A 15,909-nucleotide genomic window follows, 5' to 3' on the forward strand; every position below is an offset into this window, starting at 1 on the left:
GAAGTAAATACAGTATAATGTCCATGAGCATTGTCTCCTTGGTTTAAGGTTGGTTTGGCGATTGACATTATACCAGAAAAAGGGAGGTCAATGCTCTTTTTATTGCAAACTCCCATAAAATCAAGGTTTAACAATAAAAAAAGGTAGTGAAACTTGACACTACCGCGTAAAGTAAGGAGGTAGCATTATGGAAAAAGCCTACAAGACTATGCAAAGCGCAGGTGTGGGGAGCATCGTGCTGGGGATCATTATGATTGTGACAGGAGTGGCAGCGGGGATTATTTCTATTATTAACGGCGCCCGCCTTCTGAAAAACAAGAATCAGATTACATTTTAACCGAGAATACTCAGTAAATTAAAGGGGTAAAATTTTGAGCCAGAAACAAGTAAAAAAGATCCGTACCCTGGGGAAAGTGTTGTTTGTTCTTTACATTTTCTTTCTCCTTTATTTTCTGATCTTTTCAGACTGGTACGGGCGGACTGGTGTTTCAAGGGAATACCAGTATAATTTAGTACTATTCAAAGAGATAAAGCGATTCATCGAATACCGGGAAGAATTGGGAGCCTTCGCGGTATTCACTAATTTATTCGGAAATATTCTTATATTCATGCCTTTCGGGTTTTTTATTTCCATGGCAAGCAGGGCCAGAGGTTTTTTTATGACATTGTTTTACAGTTTTGGACTGAGCCTGTGCGTGGAGGTTTTCCAGCTTTTGACTAAGGTAGGCAGCTTTGATGTGGATGATCTTCTGCTGAACACGATTGGCGGCGTGCTGGGATATATTTTGTTCTCAATTTGCAATACGATAAGGAGAAGACATTATGGGCATGGCAAAAAGTACTAAAGACAGACAGAAGGAAAAGGAAAAGAACCGCAAGAAGCGGGGTTCCAGAAAATACGGGCAGGCCAAGTTTAAGCACTCCCGTATGGGGATCTATTCCTGCGTCTATGCGGGGAGCGCGCTTGCGATCCTTCTGATCTGCATTCTGGCGGCGTTTGTCATGCGCGGCAATACATTCGGGCTGATCGGAGGAATGGGCATTGTCTCTATCGTGCTGGCGGCGCTTGGAATCCGGGCATCGGTAAAAGGAATGCGGGAACGAGAAAAGCGTTATATAACCTGTAAAGCAGGCATGGCGGGAAATATCGTAATTCTGCTGGGCCTGGCAGCGATATTTTTAGGAGGTCTAATGTAATATGGAAGAGAAAGAATGGCAGGCAGAAAGAAACAGTGAGTTCGGAGAACGGCATGAGCTTACAATAGACAGGATCAGAAGGATGGCCGTGGAAGAATCGGTTGGTGGGGCTTTCCAGCCCTTTTTTCAAAGTACAGCGGCATTCCTACTTCAGCTGGAGGACGTCCGGCAGCTGATCGAAAGTGGAGAGTGGGAGCATTTAAGCCTCAGGCAGATGCAGGATATCAACCAGACTCTGTACGCGGATATTCTGGAGGAGAATTACGGGCACAGCTATGCGGATCCGGCATATGCGGTAAAGAAGCTGGGAGAAGAATACGGGCAGTTATTGAGTCTTCTGTACACAGAGCTGCGGGGCGGAATACCTTTTGTTTTTGAGAACCGCCTGGATTATCTGACCATACAGAATGAACTGTTTATTGAAATCTATAATAGTTTTGAAGCTGAGGAACTGCCGGAATATAAGACGCTGAAAGACATGATTTATTGGTATGCCAGCGATTACTGTGACGTATTTTTGGCTGACCGGATTGAGGAGCAGATTTGTCCCTGTTATTCCTTTGCGGCGGATATCATAATGGGGGCGGATCTGGATGACGAGAGGTATCTGTACCGCTTTGGAGAATATATTACGGAAAATGAGCTCGGAACAGCCAGGCACCTGAACGGGCTGCCCGAGGAGACTCTGCGGAAGATGGCGGATGTGTATACGGAGGGGTACCGTGTCGGATTCATCAACACCGGAAAGGATCTGTCCATAAAATCAGTGGTCAATATCCGCTATTCTCTCGGATTCGAAAAGGTCGTGAAGCTTGCCATTGAAAATTTTGCAAAAATGGGGCTTAAGCCGGTGATTTACCGGGCATCCTCCAGTGTTATAACCAAGAGGGAGCATCTGAAGATCGGGTACTGCGGGGCCATTGCCAACAAGCAGTATGAATACGACCACCGCCATGATCAGGCATTATTTATGGACAAGCGCTACATCGAGCGGAAGCTGGATGTCATTAGAAATACTTATGAAAAGAATAAAGAGCAGGCCGCACAGTTTGCAGGCCCGGCCGTGATGGAAATCTTCGGAGAGAAGCCATTTTCTCCAAAGGCGAAGCCGGAGGCCGTAAGCTGCAGTGAGGCACAGCGATCCCTGGCCCTTCACTTTGACAGCAGGTCAGGGCAGATGACAAACCAGTATATCAAAGGGGAAGAGAGAAGTTTTACCATTATTGCTTATCCGGTTCCCGAGATCGGGGAGGATTATGCGGCCATTTTTGATGAAGTGATCCGCATCAACACACTGGATGCCGGGCTTTATGAAAAAGTCCAGCAGGTTATGATTGATGCCCTGGATCAGGGCGAGTGTGTTCGCATTCTTGGAAAAGGAGAGAACCAGACGGATCTGACAGTGCAGCTGCGACGCCTGGCAGACCCGGAGAAGGAAACCTTATTCGAGAACTGTGTGGCCGATGTCAATATTCCGGTCGGGGAGGTATTTACCTCACCGGTACTGGAGGGAACAAACGGTGTCCTGCATGTGGGATGCGTCTATCTGAATGAACTGCAGTATTCGAACCTGAAGATTACATTCAAAGACGGTATGATAACAGATTACACATGCACGAACTTTGAGCAAGAGGAAGATAACAGAACGTATATCTATGAAAATATTCTCCATAACCACAAAACCCTGCCCCTCGGAGAATTCGCAATCGGCACCAACACAACGGCGTATGTGGCGGCGAAGAAGTACGGGATTGAAGACAAAATGCCCATACTGATTGCAGAAAAAATGGGTCCTCACTTTGCAGTTGGGGACACCTGTTACAGTTGGAGCGAGGACATCCGGGTGTACAATCCAAACGGCAAGGAAATCGTGGCAAAAGACAACACCGTCTCTATACTGAGAAAAGAAGACGTGGCAAAGGCATATTTCCAGTGCCACACAGATATAACCATACCTTATGAAGAGTTAGAAGAAATAAGTGTAGTGACAAAAGAAGGAAATAATATTATACTATTGAAGGATGGCAGGTTCGTACTTGAAGGAACAGAGGCTCTCAACGAGCCCTTTAATTAAAGAGCGTATCTGCTCGGATGGAACAGATACGGAAGCGTACAAAATGAGAAAGGTGGAAGAGACATGCCAAAAGTAGGAATAGTAATGGGAAGCGACTCTGACCTGAAGGTTATGAGTAAGGCTGCAAGTATGCTGGAGAAGCTGGGAATTGATTACGAGATGACCATTATCTCAGCACACCGCGAGCCGGATGTATTTTTCGAGTGGGCAAAGGCCGCAGAGGGTAAAGGAATAAAGGTAATCATTGCAGGAGCAGGTATGGCGGCACACCTTCCGGGGATGTGCGCAGCGCTGTTCCCGATGCCGGTCGTAGGCGTGCCGATGTCTGGGAAGAACCTGGCTGGAGAGGACGCTCTGTTTTCAATCGTACAGATGCCGCCGGGAATTCCGGTTGCGACTGTGGCAATCGACGGCGGAATGAATGCAGCAATCCTGGCAGCCAAGATCCTGGCTACTTCGGACGAGGCGCTTCTGGAGAAGTTGAAAGCATACTCCGTTGAGATGAAGGAGACTGTGCAGGGAAAGGCAGCCAAACTGGAAGAAATCGGATACGAAGCATACCTTGAAAATAAATAGAAGCGGCAGATTGGAGAGAAATAATATGGATTATAAGAACGCAGGCGTTGATATAGAAGCTGGCTACAAGTCAGTGGAACTCATGAAAAAGCATGTGCAGGAGACCATGAGATCAGAGGTACTGACGAATCTGGGCGGGTTCTCAGGCGCATTTTCCCTGGAGAAGTTTAAAAATATGGTGAAGCCCACACTGGTATCTGGCACAGACGGTGTAGGTACAAAGCTGAAGCTGGCTTTTATTTTAGATAAACATGACACAGTCGGCATTGACTGCGTGGCAATGTGTGTCAATGATATTGCCTGTGCGGGAGGGGAGCCCTTATTCTTCCTGGATTACATTGCATGCGGCAAGAATGAACCGGAGAAGATTGCAACCATCGTCAGCGGTGTTGCAGAGGGATGCAAGCAGTCCAATGCGGCCCTGATCGGCGGGGAGACGGCGGAGATGCCGGGCTTCTATCCGGTAGATGAGTATGACCTGGCTGGATTTGCAGTGGGTATTGTAGATGAAAAAGACCTGATTACAGGCAAAGACCTGAAGGCCGGGGACGTGCTGATCGGCATGGCATCCTCAGGTGTTCACAGCAATGGATTCTCCCTTGTGAGAAATGTATTTAACATGAAGAGAGAGGCGCTGGATACATATTATGACAGCCTTGGAAAGACATTGGGAGAAGCGCTCCTTGTACCGACAAAGATCTATGTAAAGGCACTGCGCAGCATCAAAGAAGCAGGGGTAACCATTAAGGCATGCAGCCATATTACAGGCGGCGGATTTTACGAGAATGTTCCGCGTATGCTCAAGGATGATACCCGTGCGGTAATCCGAAAGGACAGCTATCCGATTCCGCCGATCTTTCATATGTTATCCGTGGACGGCGAGATTGAAGAGCAGATGATGTACAACACGTTTAATATGGGACTCGGCATGATCATGGCAGTGGACGAGAAAGATGTGGATAAGACTATGGAGGCCATTAAGGCTGCCGGAGAAGATCCGTATGTAGTCGGCAGGATCGAAGCCGGAGAAAAAGGAGTTACCTTATGCTAAAGATCGTTGTTCTGGTGTCAGGCGGCGGAACCAATCTGCAGGCGGTGATCGACGGCGTCAAAGGCGGCGCCATATCGAATACGGAGATCGTGGGCGTGGTCAGCAATAATAAAAATGCCCGTGCGCTGGAGCGCGCCCGTGCGAATGGGATCAGCGCCTGCTGCATATCCCCAAAAGATTACGAATCCAGAGAGGTGTTCAATGCAAAGCTTTTGGAGGCTGTGGATTCATATGAGCCCGACCTGATTGTATTGGCCGGATTTCTGGTTGTGATACCTCCGGCTATGACTGCAAAATATAAGAACCGCATGATCAACATTCATCCGTCTCTGATACCGGCTTTCTGCGGAAAAGGATATTATGGGCTGAAGGTACATGAAGCGGCCCTGGAGCGCGGCGTAAAAGTGGTCGGTGCAACGGTGCATTTTGTGGATGAAGGGACGGATACGGGGCCGATCATCCTGCAGAAGGCGGTAGAAGTAGAGCAGGGGGACACCCCGGAGGTTCTGCAGCGCAGAGTGATGGAACAGGCAGAGTGGAAGATCCTGCCCATGGCGATCGATTTGATTGCCAATGATAAAGTAAGAGTTGTGGACGGAAAAACAGTAATTACGAAATAGAGGAGGCTGCTATGAAGGTATTGATTGTAGGAAGCGGTGGAAGAGAACATGCGATTGCGGCAAGTGCGGCAAAGAGCAGCAAGGTGGAAAAGATGTACTGTGCACCCGGAAACGCAGGAATTGCGGAGTATGCAGAGTGTGTGGATATCGGAGCCATGGAATTTGACAAGCTGACAGCTTTTGCGAAGGAGGCAGAGATTGACCTTGTGATCGTGGGCATGGACGACCCGCTGGTGGGCGGTCTTGTGGATGAACTGGAAGCCGCTGGAATCCGTACATTCGGGCCGCGTAAAAATGCGGCAATTCTGGAAGGCTCCAAAGCATTTTCAAAAGATCTGATGAAGAAATATAACATACCGACAGCAGGTTACGAGAACTTTACAGATCCGGACAAGGCGCTTACTTATCTGGAAACAGCAAAGTTTCCGATCGTCCTGAAGGCGGATGGGCTGGCGCTTGGTAAGGGCGTTCTGATTTGCAATACCCTGGAGGAGGCGAAGGAAGGCGTGAAGACCATCATGCTGGATAAGAAGTTCGGCTCCGCAGGAAATGAGATGGTAATCGAGGAATTCATGACGGGCCGTGAGGTATCTGTACTTTCTTTTGTTGACGGAAAGACCATTAAGACGATGACCTCCGCGCAGGACCACAAGAGGGCCGGGGACGGAGACACCGGGCTGAATACCGGCGGCATGGGAACATTTTCCCCAAGCCCGTTTTACACAAAGGAAGTAGAAGCGTTTTGTAATAAATATGTCTATCAGGCCACGGTAGATGCCATGGCGGCAGAGGGAAGAGCATTCAAAGGCGTGATCTTCTTCGGGCTGATGCTGACGGAGGATGGACCGAAGGTGCTGGAATACAATGCCCGTTTCGGGGATCCGGAAGCCCAGGTCGTGCTGCCCCGCATGAAGAATGACCTGATCGAAGTAGTTGAGGCTTGCATCGACGGTACATTGGACCAGATTGATCTTCAGTTTGAGGACAATGCGGCAGTATGCGTTGTGCTGGCTTCGGATGGATATCCGGTTCAGTATGACAAGGGATTCGAGGTTACCGGGTTGGAAGAGTTCAAAAAGCATGAGGGGTATTACTGCTTCCATGCAGGGACAAAGTTCGACGGAGATAAGATCGTTACTAACGGCGGACGCGTGCTGGGAATAACGGCAAAAGGAAAAGATCTCAAAGAGGCAAGGGCCAACGCCTATGCCGCAACTGAATGGGTAAAATTTGAAAATAAATACATGCGCCATGATATCGGGAAAGCGATTGATGAAGCGTAATAAAATAAACAGCAGGGTTTCAGGGGAACAGCACCGGGAATCCTGCTGTTTTTATAATATATGATGACTTACCAAAAACTACGGACAGTCCCATTTAGAAAATTATGCTAAGGGGTGCAAAGGAGGAAGAAGCCTCTTTGAAAAGATATTGACAGGGCAGGATTACAAATGTAATATTAAGAAGTAGGTGATGTGTATTCATTAAGCAGTAGAGGATCATAAAGGGTTCACAGAAAGGCAGGGAATTGATATTGGCAGACAGAAAAGCATACAGGCGCAGGAAAAGAAGGCAAAAACAGGGGAACAAGAAGATCATTTTGGCAGTGGCGGCAGCAATTGTTCTGCTGGTACTGGCTGGGGTTTTGGCATGGTGGCTTCTTCGGGTTAAGACAACGCCCCAGGATGCAGCCGGGCAGTATTTTTCTCTGCTGAACGAGGGCAAGTATAAAGAGATGTATCAGCTGCTGAGTGAGGACACAAAAAAAGACATTTCCCAGGAAGATTTTACGGCGCGGAACCAGAATATTTACGAGGGAATAGAGGCAAAAGACATAAAGGTGACTGTTCAGGGAGAGCCTGATTATAAAGAAGGCAAGAAGAAGGCAGTGCTTTCTTACTCAACTGCAATGGATACTCTGGCAGATGAACTTACATTTGATAATAAGATGCAGTTTGTAAAAGAGGGGAAGGATTACCGGATTGTCTGGGACTCTACTCTGATATTTCCCTCTTTGCAGGATGGTTATAAAGTGCAGATCAGCACCCAGACCGCAGCACGGGGATCCATACTGGACAGGAACGGCCAGATGCTTGCCGGCCAGGGGATTGTATCGGAAGTGGGAATCGTCCCGGGCAAACTGGGGGAAGACAAAGCGGGATCCGTGAAGAAAATTGCGGAAATCCTGGGGATGACTGAGGATAATATCAATGAAAGACTGAGCGCTTCTTATGTGCAGGACGATTCGTTTGTACCGGTGAAAGAACTTGCCAAAAATGACCCTGCCGAACAAGAGCTTTTGCAGATACCGGGAATCATGATTAATGATAAGGAGGAGCGGGTATATCCGCTTGGCGCGGCAGCAGGCCAGCTTACGGGATATGTGCAGGCCGTGACTGCGGAAGAACTTGAAGATTTGGGACAAAAGGGGTATCATGAGAATAGTGTGATTGGAAAGTCAGGCCTGGAAAGGGCCCTGGAGGATGAACTTAAAGCCGTTGACGGATGCAGCATTGTGATCGTGAACGAAGAGGGGACGGAGATCGAAACGCTGGCCCTGAAACCGGCGGAGAATGGGAAGGATGTTCAGGTAACAGTGGATGCCGGGCTGCAGTCAACAGCGTATGAACAGTTTGCATCAGATCCGGGCACAGCTGCAGCCATGAATCCCAGGACAGGAGAAATACTGGCATTGGTGAGTACACCTGGATATGATCCCAACGAATTTATCATGGGCATGTCCGAGAAGCGCTGGGAGGAACTGAATAACGATGAAAATAAGCCGTTGACCAATCGATTTAATACGTCATGGGTTCCGGGCTCCACTTTCAAAGCGATAACAGCCGCTATCGGTGTGGAATCCGGGAAGATCCAGCCGGATGCCAATATGGGGTATGTGGGATTAAGCTGGCAGAAGGATGGAAGCTGGGGCGATTATCACGTAACAACGCTGACGGATTATGGTTCTGAGGTGAATCTGGAAAATGCCCTGGTTTACTCAGACAACATTTATTTTGCCAGGGCCGCGCTGGATATAGGTGCGGACACGATCAGTGAGTATTTTAAGGACATGGGATTTGATGAACAATTGCCGTTTGAGCTGACACTTTCTGAATCCACATATGACGACGATGACAATATTGATTCCGAGATCCAGCTTGCGGATACTGGCTACGGTCAGGGGCAGCTGCTGGTGAATCCGGTTCATATGCTGTCTATGTACAGCATGTTTACGAACAGCGGAAATATGCTTCAGCCCACAATTCTGTATAAAGAGCAGGCTGAGGGCAAAGTATGGAAGGAAAAGGTGGTTTCGCCGGAGACGGCTGAACTGGTGAAGAATGACCTGATCCAGGTCATCGAAAATCCTTCCGGCACGGGAGCAAGCGCAAAAATAGACGGCGTATTGATGCTTGGTAAAACCGGTACTGCGGAAATCAAAGAGAGCCAGGACGATACGGACGGAGTAGAAAGAGGCTGGTTCGTCTGCGGAACGACAGAGGATATCGCAAAGCCGGTGCTTGCAGTCGGTATGGTAGAAGATGTAAAGAGCAAGGGCGGCAGCGGATATGTGACAGCTAAAGTGAAGGAATTTGTGGCGTCTTATGTGCAGTAATGCTGTAGGGGAAAGTGAACAATTTACAAGAAGAGTTTTTGTTTATTATTAAAAGGCAAAATATGTAATAATATATAAAGATATTTGGATTAAGGTATAAATATTGAGATGAGACTTATGCTAGAATCATTGCAAGAACAACCGTAAACAGGGTGGTTGGCCTCCCGTTCTTATTACATAGAAGGGAGGTGGTGCAAATGGATAAAAAACCGTTTGATTTTAAGGATCTCATGCAATTTGGAATGTTCCTGATTGCACTGCTGACCTTTATTTATCTTATGAGCCATTAGCATAAGAAAATCCACCCTCTTACTTTGACAGGTACTGGGTGGAATTTCTCACATAATCTTTCAAAGGTCAACCTTTACGGTTGCTCTTGCTATATTGTTAATATAGCATAAAAATAATTATTATGCAATCAAGAGAGATTATTTTCAAACATATTTTTTAAACAGCTAAATTTTGATATGACAGGTGGGACCGTTTATTATGAAGGAATTACTGAAAAGGACGCTTCCCTTTTGGGATGATTTAACAAAAAGGGAACAGGACGCACTGGCGCAGCGGGTAGTAGAAAGTACATATGAGAAAGGCACAATCCTTCATTATGGAGGACGGGAATGTGCCGGTGTGCAGATTATCAAATCCGGTCAGGCCAGAGTCTATGTGACTTCCCCCGGCGGGGGCGAGATTACGCTGTTCAGGCTGGTGGATGAAGACGTCAGTATCCTGAGCGCGGCATGTATGATGAAGGGACTGGATATCGAACTGGATATGGAGCTGGAGCAGGGTTCTGTCATTTGTACAATTCCCAAAGGAGCATACAGGGAGATCAGCGAGCAGAACGCGAAGGTTAAGGACTACACTCTGGAAATGATTTCTGAAAAATTTTCGGATATCATGTGGCTGTTTAACCAGTACGTATTCTCCAATGTAGCCTCCAGGCTGGCGGATACAATACTCGAACACCGCTCACTGGCAGGTTCTGATACCCTCAAAATCACCCACGATGCCCTGGCACGCGATATCGGAACCGCCAGAGAAGTCGTGACCAGGCTGCTAAAACAATTTCAGACAGACGGTCTGGTAAAACTTACACGCGGCCACATTGAAGTATTGGATGCGGCAAAATTGGGCAAAGTATAAATAAGAAGCCTGTTTTGTGATTATGTCACAGAAAGAATAATAGATCATGTTATACTTACAATATAAACAAAGCAAACAATTCTTACTCAACTAAAATAGTGAGCATCTAAATTAAAGGAGGAAACAAATTATGGCAGTTATAAAACTTACAGCACAGAATTTCGAGCAGGAGGTAGTAAACTCAGAAAAGCCGGTACTGGTAGACTTTTATGCAGACTGGTGCGGCCCATGTAAAATGATGGCTCCTGTAGTAGAAGAAATCGCAGAAGAAAAAGAAGATGCAAAAGTGTGCAAGCTGAACATCGATGAAGAGATGGAAATTGCGCAAAAATATGGAGTGATGAGCATACCAACACTCATGGTATTCAAAGACGGAAAAGTCGTAAAAAAAGATTTGGGCGCAAAACCCAAAAGCGCAGTCCTCTCCATGTTCGAGTAGAGGGGGATGTGAAGGAGAGGATGGCTGGTATGGGGACGCTGTGGGGAATCGTGACAGGGGTCTCTGGGATGCGGCATTACGGCATAACAGCCTCTAATCAAAATAAAAGCCAACATGATGAACACCGCCGACAAACACGGGAATGCCGGATGCATTCCCGCTTGAGTCGGCTTGACAGCAGGACTGGCAGTCCTGCTGTCAGTTCATATGTTGGCTTTTATTTTGATGAAGAGGCTGTAATGCCATAATGAAGCATCCTAAAGACCCCTGTCACGATTCCCCACAGCTGGCGCATCCGGCAGACAGAAACCCTCCTTTACGGAAGCGCCCCATAGGCGGGAGCTGCGGATGTGTATGGGATACAAGGCACTTACAGAAAGCAGACGTTCGTATTACATAACATAGCATAATACATAACGGAAAAATAAAGCACCTTGCATCCAGCCAACATCCGCTGCCCCCGTCTGCAACCCCTCCCCATTCCGGACAGGCGTCCCCTTATCCCCCTCCAGATCCACCACCAATGTTGCCACCTTATTTTGGAATGCCTCGTCGTGTTCTACGAAGATCATTGTCGGCTGATATTCCCGCAGAAGGTTTTCAATCTGCATACGGGAGAATACGTCGATGAAGTTCATGGGCTCGTCCCAGATGAACAGATGGGCGGGTTCACAGAGGCTTTTGGCGAGCAGGACTTTCTTTTTTTGGCCCTCGCTGTACTCATCTATGTTTTTTTCAAATTGTATTCTGCTGAAATCCAGTTTTCGCAGGAGTGTTTTAAATAGGGTTTCATCCAGGTTCCATTGCGCGGCAAAATCAGTGAGGTTACCTTTTAGCCAGGAGGTGTCCTGGGAGATATACGATAGTTTCACCTGGTTTCCGAGATGCAGGCTGCCGGTATATGGAACAGGCTCCCCCAGGATTAACCTGATCAGGCTGGTCTTGCCGCATCCGTTTTTTCCTCTCAGGCAGATGCGGTCTCCCTGACGTACTGTGAAATTGATATTCTGGCAGACGGGCGTATCTTTGTAGGCGATACAGATGTCTTCCATAGAGAGCAGTACGCTTGTGTGGTAGCGCAGCGGATTGAGTTTAAGATCATCGGCTGTCTCGATGTTTTTCAGGAGATGCTCTTTTTCGGAGATCGCGTTTTGCTGCCGCTTTTGTGTGGACTTGGACCGCTTCATCATCTTGGCAGACTGGCGGCCGATATGGCCTCTGTCCGGGCGCAGGCCGGCTATACGGGTTCCGGTTTTGGTACCTTCGATTTTATCTGACCAGCGTTCGGTTCGCCGGGAAGCCTCCTCCAGGCGCCGAATATCCTGCTTTAGCTGGACATTGCGTTCCAGTTCCATTTTATCCTGCGCTTCTTTATTGGCAAACCAGGAAGTAAAGGTTCCTTTCTGTATCTCGATGTCCGCTTTATTGATGGAGAGAACATGGTCTATGCATTCGTCCAAAAAGGCACGGTCATGGGAGACCAGGATAAAGCCGCTTTTGCTGCTCAAGTACCGGGCAACTTTTTCCCGGGCTCTGATATCCAGATGGTTTGTGGGCTCATCGATGAGTAAAAATGCATTTTCTTTTAAGAACAGTGCCGCTAAAAGTACTTTTGTGCGCTCTCCGTTGCTGAGGGAAGAAAAGGGGCGGTACAGGATTTCGGGATCAGCGTCCAGCAGGTTAAGTTCTTTGCATATCTGCCAGTTCTCTGCAAGGGGATTGACATCCTCTATGATTGAAAGCGTCATTTCCTCCGGATGTTCTACCGGATAGGGAAAATATTCAAAATCTACACTGGCTGAAATCGTGCCGCTGTAGTCGTATTTCCCAAGCAGAAGATTGAGAAATGTGGTCTTTCCGCGTCCGTTTCTGCCGATAAATCCCAGCTTCCAGTCTGTGTCTATCTGAAAAGAAACATCTTCGAAGATAGGATCAAAGCTTGTATCATATGAAAAAGTTAAATTTGTTATTTGAATTCTTGACATAAGGCATACCTCCGTATCTGTGTTCTGACATATGTGATGTTCTCCCCCTCCTGCGGCGGGCAGGACAGGGATACGTAAAAAGAAAGCCGCAGAAAAGTTAATTCCTGCGGCTTCTGATCCAATATGGCAGTTCAGATACTCTGTTAAAACGCCAGTCCTCTAAACGGAGCGCGCTGAGAGCATGCGAGTCAATGACTGCTGTCTATCAAGTGAAGAGAAGCAAATGAATGAACCTTTCTGCGATTGCACAACAAAAAAACGGACCAAGTCCCCGTGTCAGCACATTTTGTTATGCGGTATAAATTAGCAGAAAAAATTCTTCATCTTAACATCTCCTATCTGTTATTTTAATCTGAAATTATCGTAGCAGATATCAATCTAAAAGTCAACGATGGGATTTTTCATGTATCATACATTTACGGGCCAGAATCTCATTTATTTTTTCTGCTGCGTGTATTTTGAAGTGCCAATAGAGATTTGGAAATATTATTTCTATGGCAATTGTTTTATAAAGGCTTTATAATATACCTACGGAGATTGAATAATACCCGTGATTGTAAAATAGCAATATATAAAATGATCAAGCGGATAAGCCAATGGTACATATAGATGCTGAATAGGAGAAGATAGAGATGAAAATGGAGAACAGTGGAAAACGGGATCAGGAACGAGACGCTATTCTGAGGCTGGTTCCCGCGGGTATGATACGGCTGGATGCACGGGATCTGTGTTCGATTTTATGGTATAATGACATTTTCCTGGAAATGATCGAATATACCAGGGAACAGTTTGAAGAGGAGCTCCATAGCCAATGCACCTATCTGCATCCGGAGGATTTCAAACGTGCAAGCGTATTGGCTGGCAATCTGACAGAGTCCGGAGAGCATGTTGTATTCGAGGTAAGGGCATATACACGCTCCAAAGCAGAAAGAATCTGGACCATATCGCTTTGTTATGTTAGTGGGGAAGACTGCGGGGACGGTATTCCGTCTTACTATAGCATCGGCCTGGACATTACGGGTGAAAGAAAGAAGATAGAGCCGCTGCAGCACATTGCGGAGAAAGATTCTTTGACCGGGATTTATAACCGTGCGGAGACAGAGAAGCAGATTAAGAGGTATATTGTGGAAAACAGTAATGCCATGGGCGCATTATTTATGATCGATACAGATAATTTTAAACAGATCAATGATACGAACGGACATATGGTCGGGGATATCGTCCTGGCTGAGATGGCGGCTGGGATGAAGGGACTGATGCGGGAAAGCGATATTGTGGGCAGAATCGGTGGAGATGAGTTTATCATTTTTATGAAGAACATTGTAACACCTAAGGATGCGGAGAAAAAGGCGGAGGATCTTCTGCGCATGTTCCGGCACTTGTTTGAGAAGGAGAAAAGTCCGGCGTGTATCACATGCAGCATCGGGGCAGCGATTTACCCCAGGGACGGGCGGACATTTAAGGAAATGTACAGAAAGGCCGACCTGGCCTTATACCAGGCAAAAAGTCAGGGGAAGAATCATTATGTCATTTATGACTGTAATAAGGCATATGAGCTGGGAATGATGGAATACAGTTCACCCAAGACAGCGATTGAATCGGAAAACAGATATGCTAAAAGCGGTGATAATCTGGCCAGGTATGTATTCCGGATTCTATATCAGGCGGAGAATGTGGATCAGGCGGTTAATGCGGTCTTAGAAGTTGTAGGGAAACAATTTGATGTAAGCAGGGCCTATGTATTTGAAAATACCAGCGATGGAAAGTATACTACGAATACTTATGAGTGGTGCAGCGAAGGCATTGAGCCGGAGATTGACAATCTGAAAAATCTTGAGTTTAAAGATTATGGTGATTATGAGAAGCTTTTTGGGGAAGATTCCATTTTTTACTGCCGTGATATTCATACCCTGAAACCTGAACAGGAAGAGCTGCTGGCCAGACAGAAAATACATTCCACCCTGCAGTGTGCCTACTGGGATGAGAAGGTTTTCAGTGGGTTTGTCGGATTTGATGAGTGTACCGGCCTGCGTTTGTGGACGCAGGAAGAGGTGAGCACACTGTCGCTGATATCCCAGGTTCTGTCCATTTTCCTGCAGAGTAAGAAGGTAAAAAAAGTAAATCAGGAGATGCAGCAGTATCAGACGGTTTTGAACAGCCTGGACGAATGTATTTACGTGGTTGAAAAGGAAGAGGGGTTATTACTGTATGGAAACAGGAAATTCAGAGAACTGTATCCGGAGTGTAAACTCGGACATTCCTGGAGTTCCGGTGGTCCTAGCTTTGAAAATCTAAATAAAATGTCAATAGTATGGGAACAGAAAGCTGCTTTTCTATGTATTGAGTGATACCAGTTCAGGCCTGCCTGAACTGTTACATTGAGTAAGCGGTGAGCGCAGGTGAGGTGACTAGAACATAGAAGGGGACGCAGACGGCGTCGGAATAAGGGGAGGCGGATTGATGGCAATGTGGAATCCGTGGCGTGGATGCCACAGAAAGAGCGAAGGATGTAAGTACTGTTATATTCATAAAGGAGATAGCAAAAAAGGGGTTGATACGGATCAGGTCGTGCGGACGGACAATTTTTATGCTCCGGTCGAGAAGAAGAAGTCCGGTGATTATAAGATGAAATCGGGTCAAACGGTATATGTCTGTTTTTCGTCGGACTTTTTGCTCGGGGATGCGGATGAATGGCGGGCAGAATGCTGGGATATGATCCGGGAGCGCCAGGATCTGCATTTTTTGTTTCTGACAAAGAGAATTGAACGGTTTCTGCAGTGTATTCCAAAGGACTGGGGAGACGGCTATGAGAATGTCACGGTGGGATGTACCATAGAGAATCAAGAGATGGCAGATGCCAGGCTGTCCATATTTTCCGTTCTTCCTATCAGGCATAAGAACATCATCTGCCAGCCTCTTATTGGCGGTATCCGGCTGGAGCAGTACCTGGAGGGCGTGGAGCTGGTCGTGGCGGGCGGGGAATCCGACAAAAATGCGCGGCCGCTGGATTATGAATGGATACTTTCTCTGCGGGAACAGTGCATCAGGGCAGGAACACATTTCGAATTCAGACAGTGCGGCACACACTTTATCAAGGACGGAAAAATGTACAGATTGGCGGTCCGGGATCTGGGGAGCCAGGCTAGGAAAGCCGGAATCAATGTATAGGGGGCAGACCCCGCCGCAAAGGGGACGAACCCCTTTG

Annotated in this window: 14 protein-coding genes; 13 read left to right on the top strand and 1 reads right to left on the bottom strand. The window is 47.1% G+C overall.

Annotation, left to right across the window (positions count from 1 at the left end; genetic code table 11):
• Positions 1-187: 187 nt before the first annotated feature.
• The 11 genes from GKG43_RS22960 to trxA all read left to right on the top strand — a co-directional run bounded on the left by GKG43_RS22960 (position 188) and on the right by trxA (position 10,719).
• Complete coding sequence (locus tag GKG43_RS22960) at positions 188-337, top strand: hypothetical protein (RefSeq protein WP_025654989.1); 150 nt, start codon at positions 188-190, stop codon at positions 335-337.
• Positions 338-371: 34 nt separating this feature from the next.
• A complete protein-coding gene (locus GKG43_RS16500; RefSeq protein WP_025654990.1) occupies positions 372-845 on the top strand; it encodes a VanZ family protein in 474 nt (157 codons plus the stop codon).
• The gene (locus GKG43_RS16505) at positions 823-1,197 is read left to right on the top strand and encodes a DUF6142 family protein (RefSeq protein ID WP_055150871.1); all 375 of its coding nucleotides are present in this window, start codon (positions 823-825) and stop codon (positions 1,195-1,197) included. The genes GKG43_RS16500 and GKG43_RS16505 overlap by 23 nt, the downstream gene beginning before the upstream one ends.
• A 1-nt stretch (position 1,198) precedes the next feature.
• On the top strand, positions 1,199-3,271 hold the full coding sequence (locus GKG43_RS16510; RefSeq protein ID WP_055150868.1) for an aminopeptidase: 2,073 nt from the start codon (positions 1,199-1,201) through the stop codon (positions 3,269-3,271).
• A 63-nt stretch (positions 3,272-3,334) separates the two neighbouring features.
• Positions 3,335-3,847, top strand: a complete 513-nt coding sequence (gene purE, locus GKG43_RS16515) for a 5-(carboxyamino)imidazole ribonucleotide mutase (protein WP_055150865.1) — start codon at positions 3,335-3,337, stop codon at positions 3,845-3,847.
• 25 nt (positions 3,848-3,872) lie between these two features.
• Complete coding sequence (gene purM, locus GKG43_RS16520; protein ID WP_025654994.1) at positions 3,873-4,898, top strand: phosphoribosylformylglycinamidine cyclo-ligase; 1,026 nt, start codon at positions 3,873-3,875, stop codon at positions 4,896-4,898.
• On the top strand, positions 4,892-5,518 hold the full coding sequence (gene purN, locus GKG43_RS16525) for a phosphoribosylglycinamide formyltransferase (protein WP_055150862.1): 627 nt from the start codon (positions 4,892-4,894) through the stop codon (positions 5,516-5,518). The genes purM and purN overlap by 7 nt, the downstream gene beginning before the upstream one ends.
• Positions 5,519-5,529: 11 nt before the next feature.
• The gene (gene purD / locus GKG43_RS16530; RefSeq protein ID WP_055150859.1) at positions 5,530-6,801 is read left to right on the top strand and encodes a phosphoribosylamine--glycine ligase; all 1,272 of its coding nucleotides are present in this window, start codon (positions 5,530-5,532) and stop codon (positions 6,799-6,801) included.
• Between the two features lie 251 nt (positions 6,802-7,052).
• Positions 7,053-9,134 carry a penicillin-binding transpeptidase domain-containing protein gene (locus GKG43_RS16535; RefSeq protein ID WP_070102302.1) on the top strand — a complete coding sequence of 694 codons (2,082 nt, stop codon included), beginning with the start codon at positions 7,053-7,055 and terminating at the stop codon, positions 9,132-9,134.
• Positions 9,135-9,623: 489 nt separating this feature from the next.
• Positions 9,624-10,280 carry a Crp/Fnr family transcriptional regulator gene (locus GKG43_RS16540; protein WP_055150856.1) on the top strand — a complete coding sequence of 219 codons (657 nt, stop codon included), beginning with the start codon at positions 9,624-9,626 and terminating at the stop codon, positions 10,278-10,280.
• A 130-nt stretch (positions 10,281-10,410) separates the two neighbouring features.
• A complete protein-coding gene (gene trxA / locus GKG43_RS16545) occupies positions 10,411-10,719 on the top strand; it encodes a thioredoxin (RefSeq protein WP_025654999.1) in 309 nt (102 codons plus the stop codon).
• Between the two features lie 392 nt (positions 10,720-11,111).
• On the opposite strand, the gene abc-f is transcribed toward trxA, so the two are convergent.
• Complete coding sequence (gene abc-f / locus GKG43_RS16550) at positions 11,112-12,704, bottom strand: ribosomal protection-like ABC-F family protein (RefSeq protein WP_083487000.1); 1,593 nt, start codon at positions 12,702-12,704, stop codon at positions 11,112-11,114.
• A 632-nt stretch (positions 12,705-13,336) separates the two neighbouring features.
• Here abc-f and GKG43_RS16555 point away from each other — a divergent pair.
• Complete coding sequence (locus GKG43_RS16555) at positions 13,337-15,052, top strand: diguanylate cyclase (protein ID WP_055150853.1); 1,716 nt, start codon at positions 13,337-13,339, stop codon at positions 15,050-15,052.
• Positions 15,053-15,164: 112 nt separating this feature from the next.
• Positions 15,165-15,872, top strand: a complete 708-nt coding sequence (locus GKG43_RS16560; protein ID WP_025655001.1) for a DUF5131 family protein — start codon at positions 15,165-15,167, stop codon at positions 15,870-15,872.
• Positions 15,873-15,909: the final 37 nt, after the last annotated feature.

Origin of the sequence: Eubacterium sp. BIOML-A2 (assembly GCF_009680135.1) — a bacterium.
GTDB classification, from domain to species: domain Bacteria; phylum Bacillota; class Clostridia; order Lachnospirales; family Lachnospiraceae; genus Faecalicatena; species Faecalicatena contortus_B.

Excerpts from the sequence above, each read along its gene's own strand:
- purE (WP_055150865.1), top strand. The coding sequence starts at position 3,335 with ATGCCAAAAGTAGGAATAGTAATGGGAAGCGACTCTGACCTGAAGGTT.
- GKG43_RS16540 (WP_055150856.1), top strand. The coding sequence starts at position 9,624 with ATGAAGGAATTACTGAAAAGGACGCTTCCCTTTTGGGATGATTTAACA.
- trxA (WP_025654999.1), top strand. The coding sequence starts at position 10,411 with ATGGCAGTTATAAAACTTACAGCACAGAATTTCGAGCAGGAGGTAGTA.
- abc-f (WP_083487000.1), bottom strand. The coding sequence starts at position 12,704 with ATGTCAAGAATTCAAATAACAAATTTAACTTTTTCATATGATACAAGC.
- purN (WP_055150862.1), top strand. The coding sequence starts at position 4,892 with ATGCTAAAGATCGTTGTTCTGGTGTCAGGCGGCGGAACCAATCTGCAG.
- purM (WP_025654994.1), top strand. The coding sequence starts at position 3,873 with ATGGATTATAAGAACGCAGGCGTTGATATAGAAGCTGGCTACAAGTCA.
- GKG43_RS22960 (WP_025654989.1), top strand. The coding sequence starts at position 188 with ATGGAAAAAGCCTACAAGACTATGCAAAGCGCAGGTGTGGGGAGCATC.
- purD (WP_055150859.1), top strand. The coding sequence starts at position 5,530 with ATGAAGGTATTGATTGTAGGAAGCGGTGGAAGAGAACATGCGATTGCG.
- GKG43_RS16510 (WP_055150868.1), top strand. The coding sequence starts at position 1,199 with ATGGAAGAGAAAGAATGGCAGGCAGAAAGAAACAGTGAGTTCGGAGAA.
- GKG43_RS16555 (WP_055150853.1), top strand. The coding sequence starts at position 13,337 with ATGAAAATGGAGAACAGTGGAAAACGGGATCAGGAACGAGACGCTATT.
- GKG43_RS16505 (WP_055150871.1), top strand. The coding sequence starts at position 823 with ATGGGCATGGCAAAAAGTACTAAAGACAGACAGAAGGAAAAGGAAAAG.
- GKG43_RS16560 (WP_025655001.1), top strand. The coding sequence starts at position 15,165 with ATGGCAATGTGGAATCCGTGGCGTGGATGCCACAGAAAGAGCGAAGGA.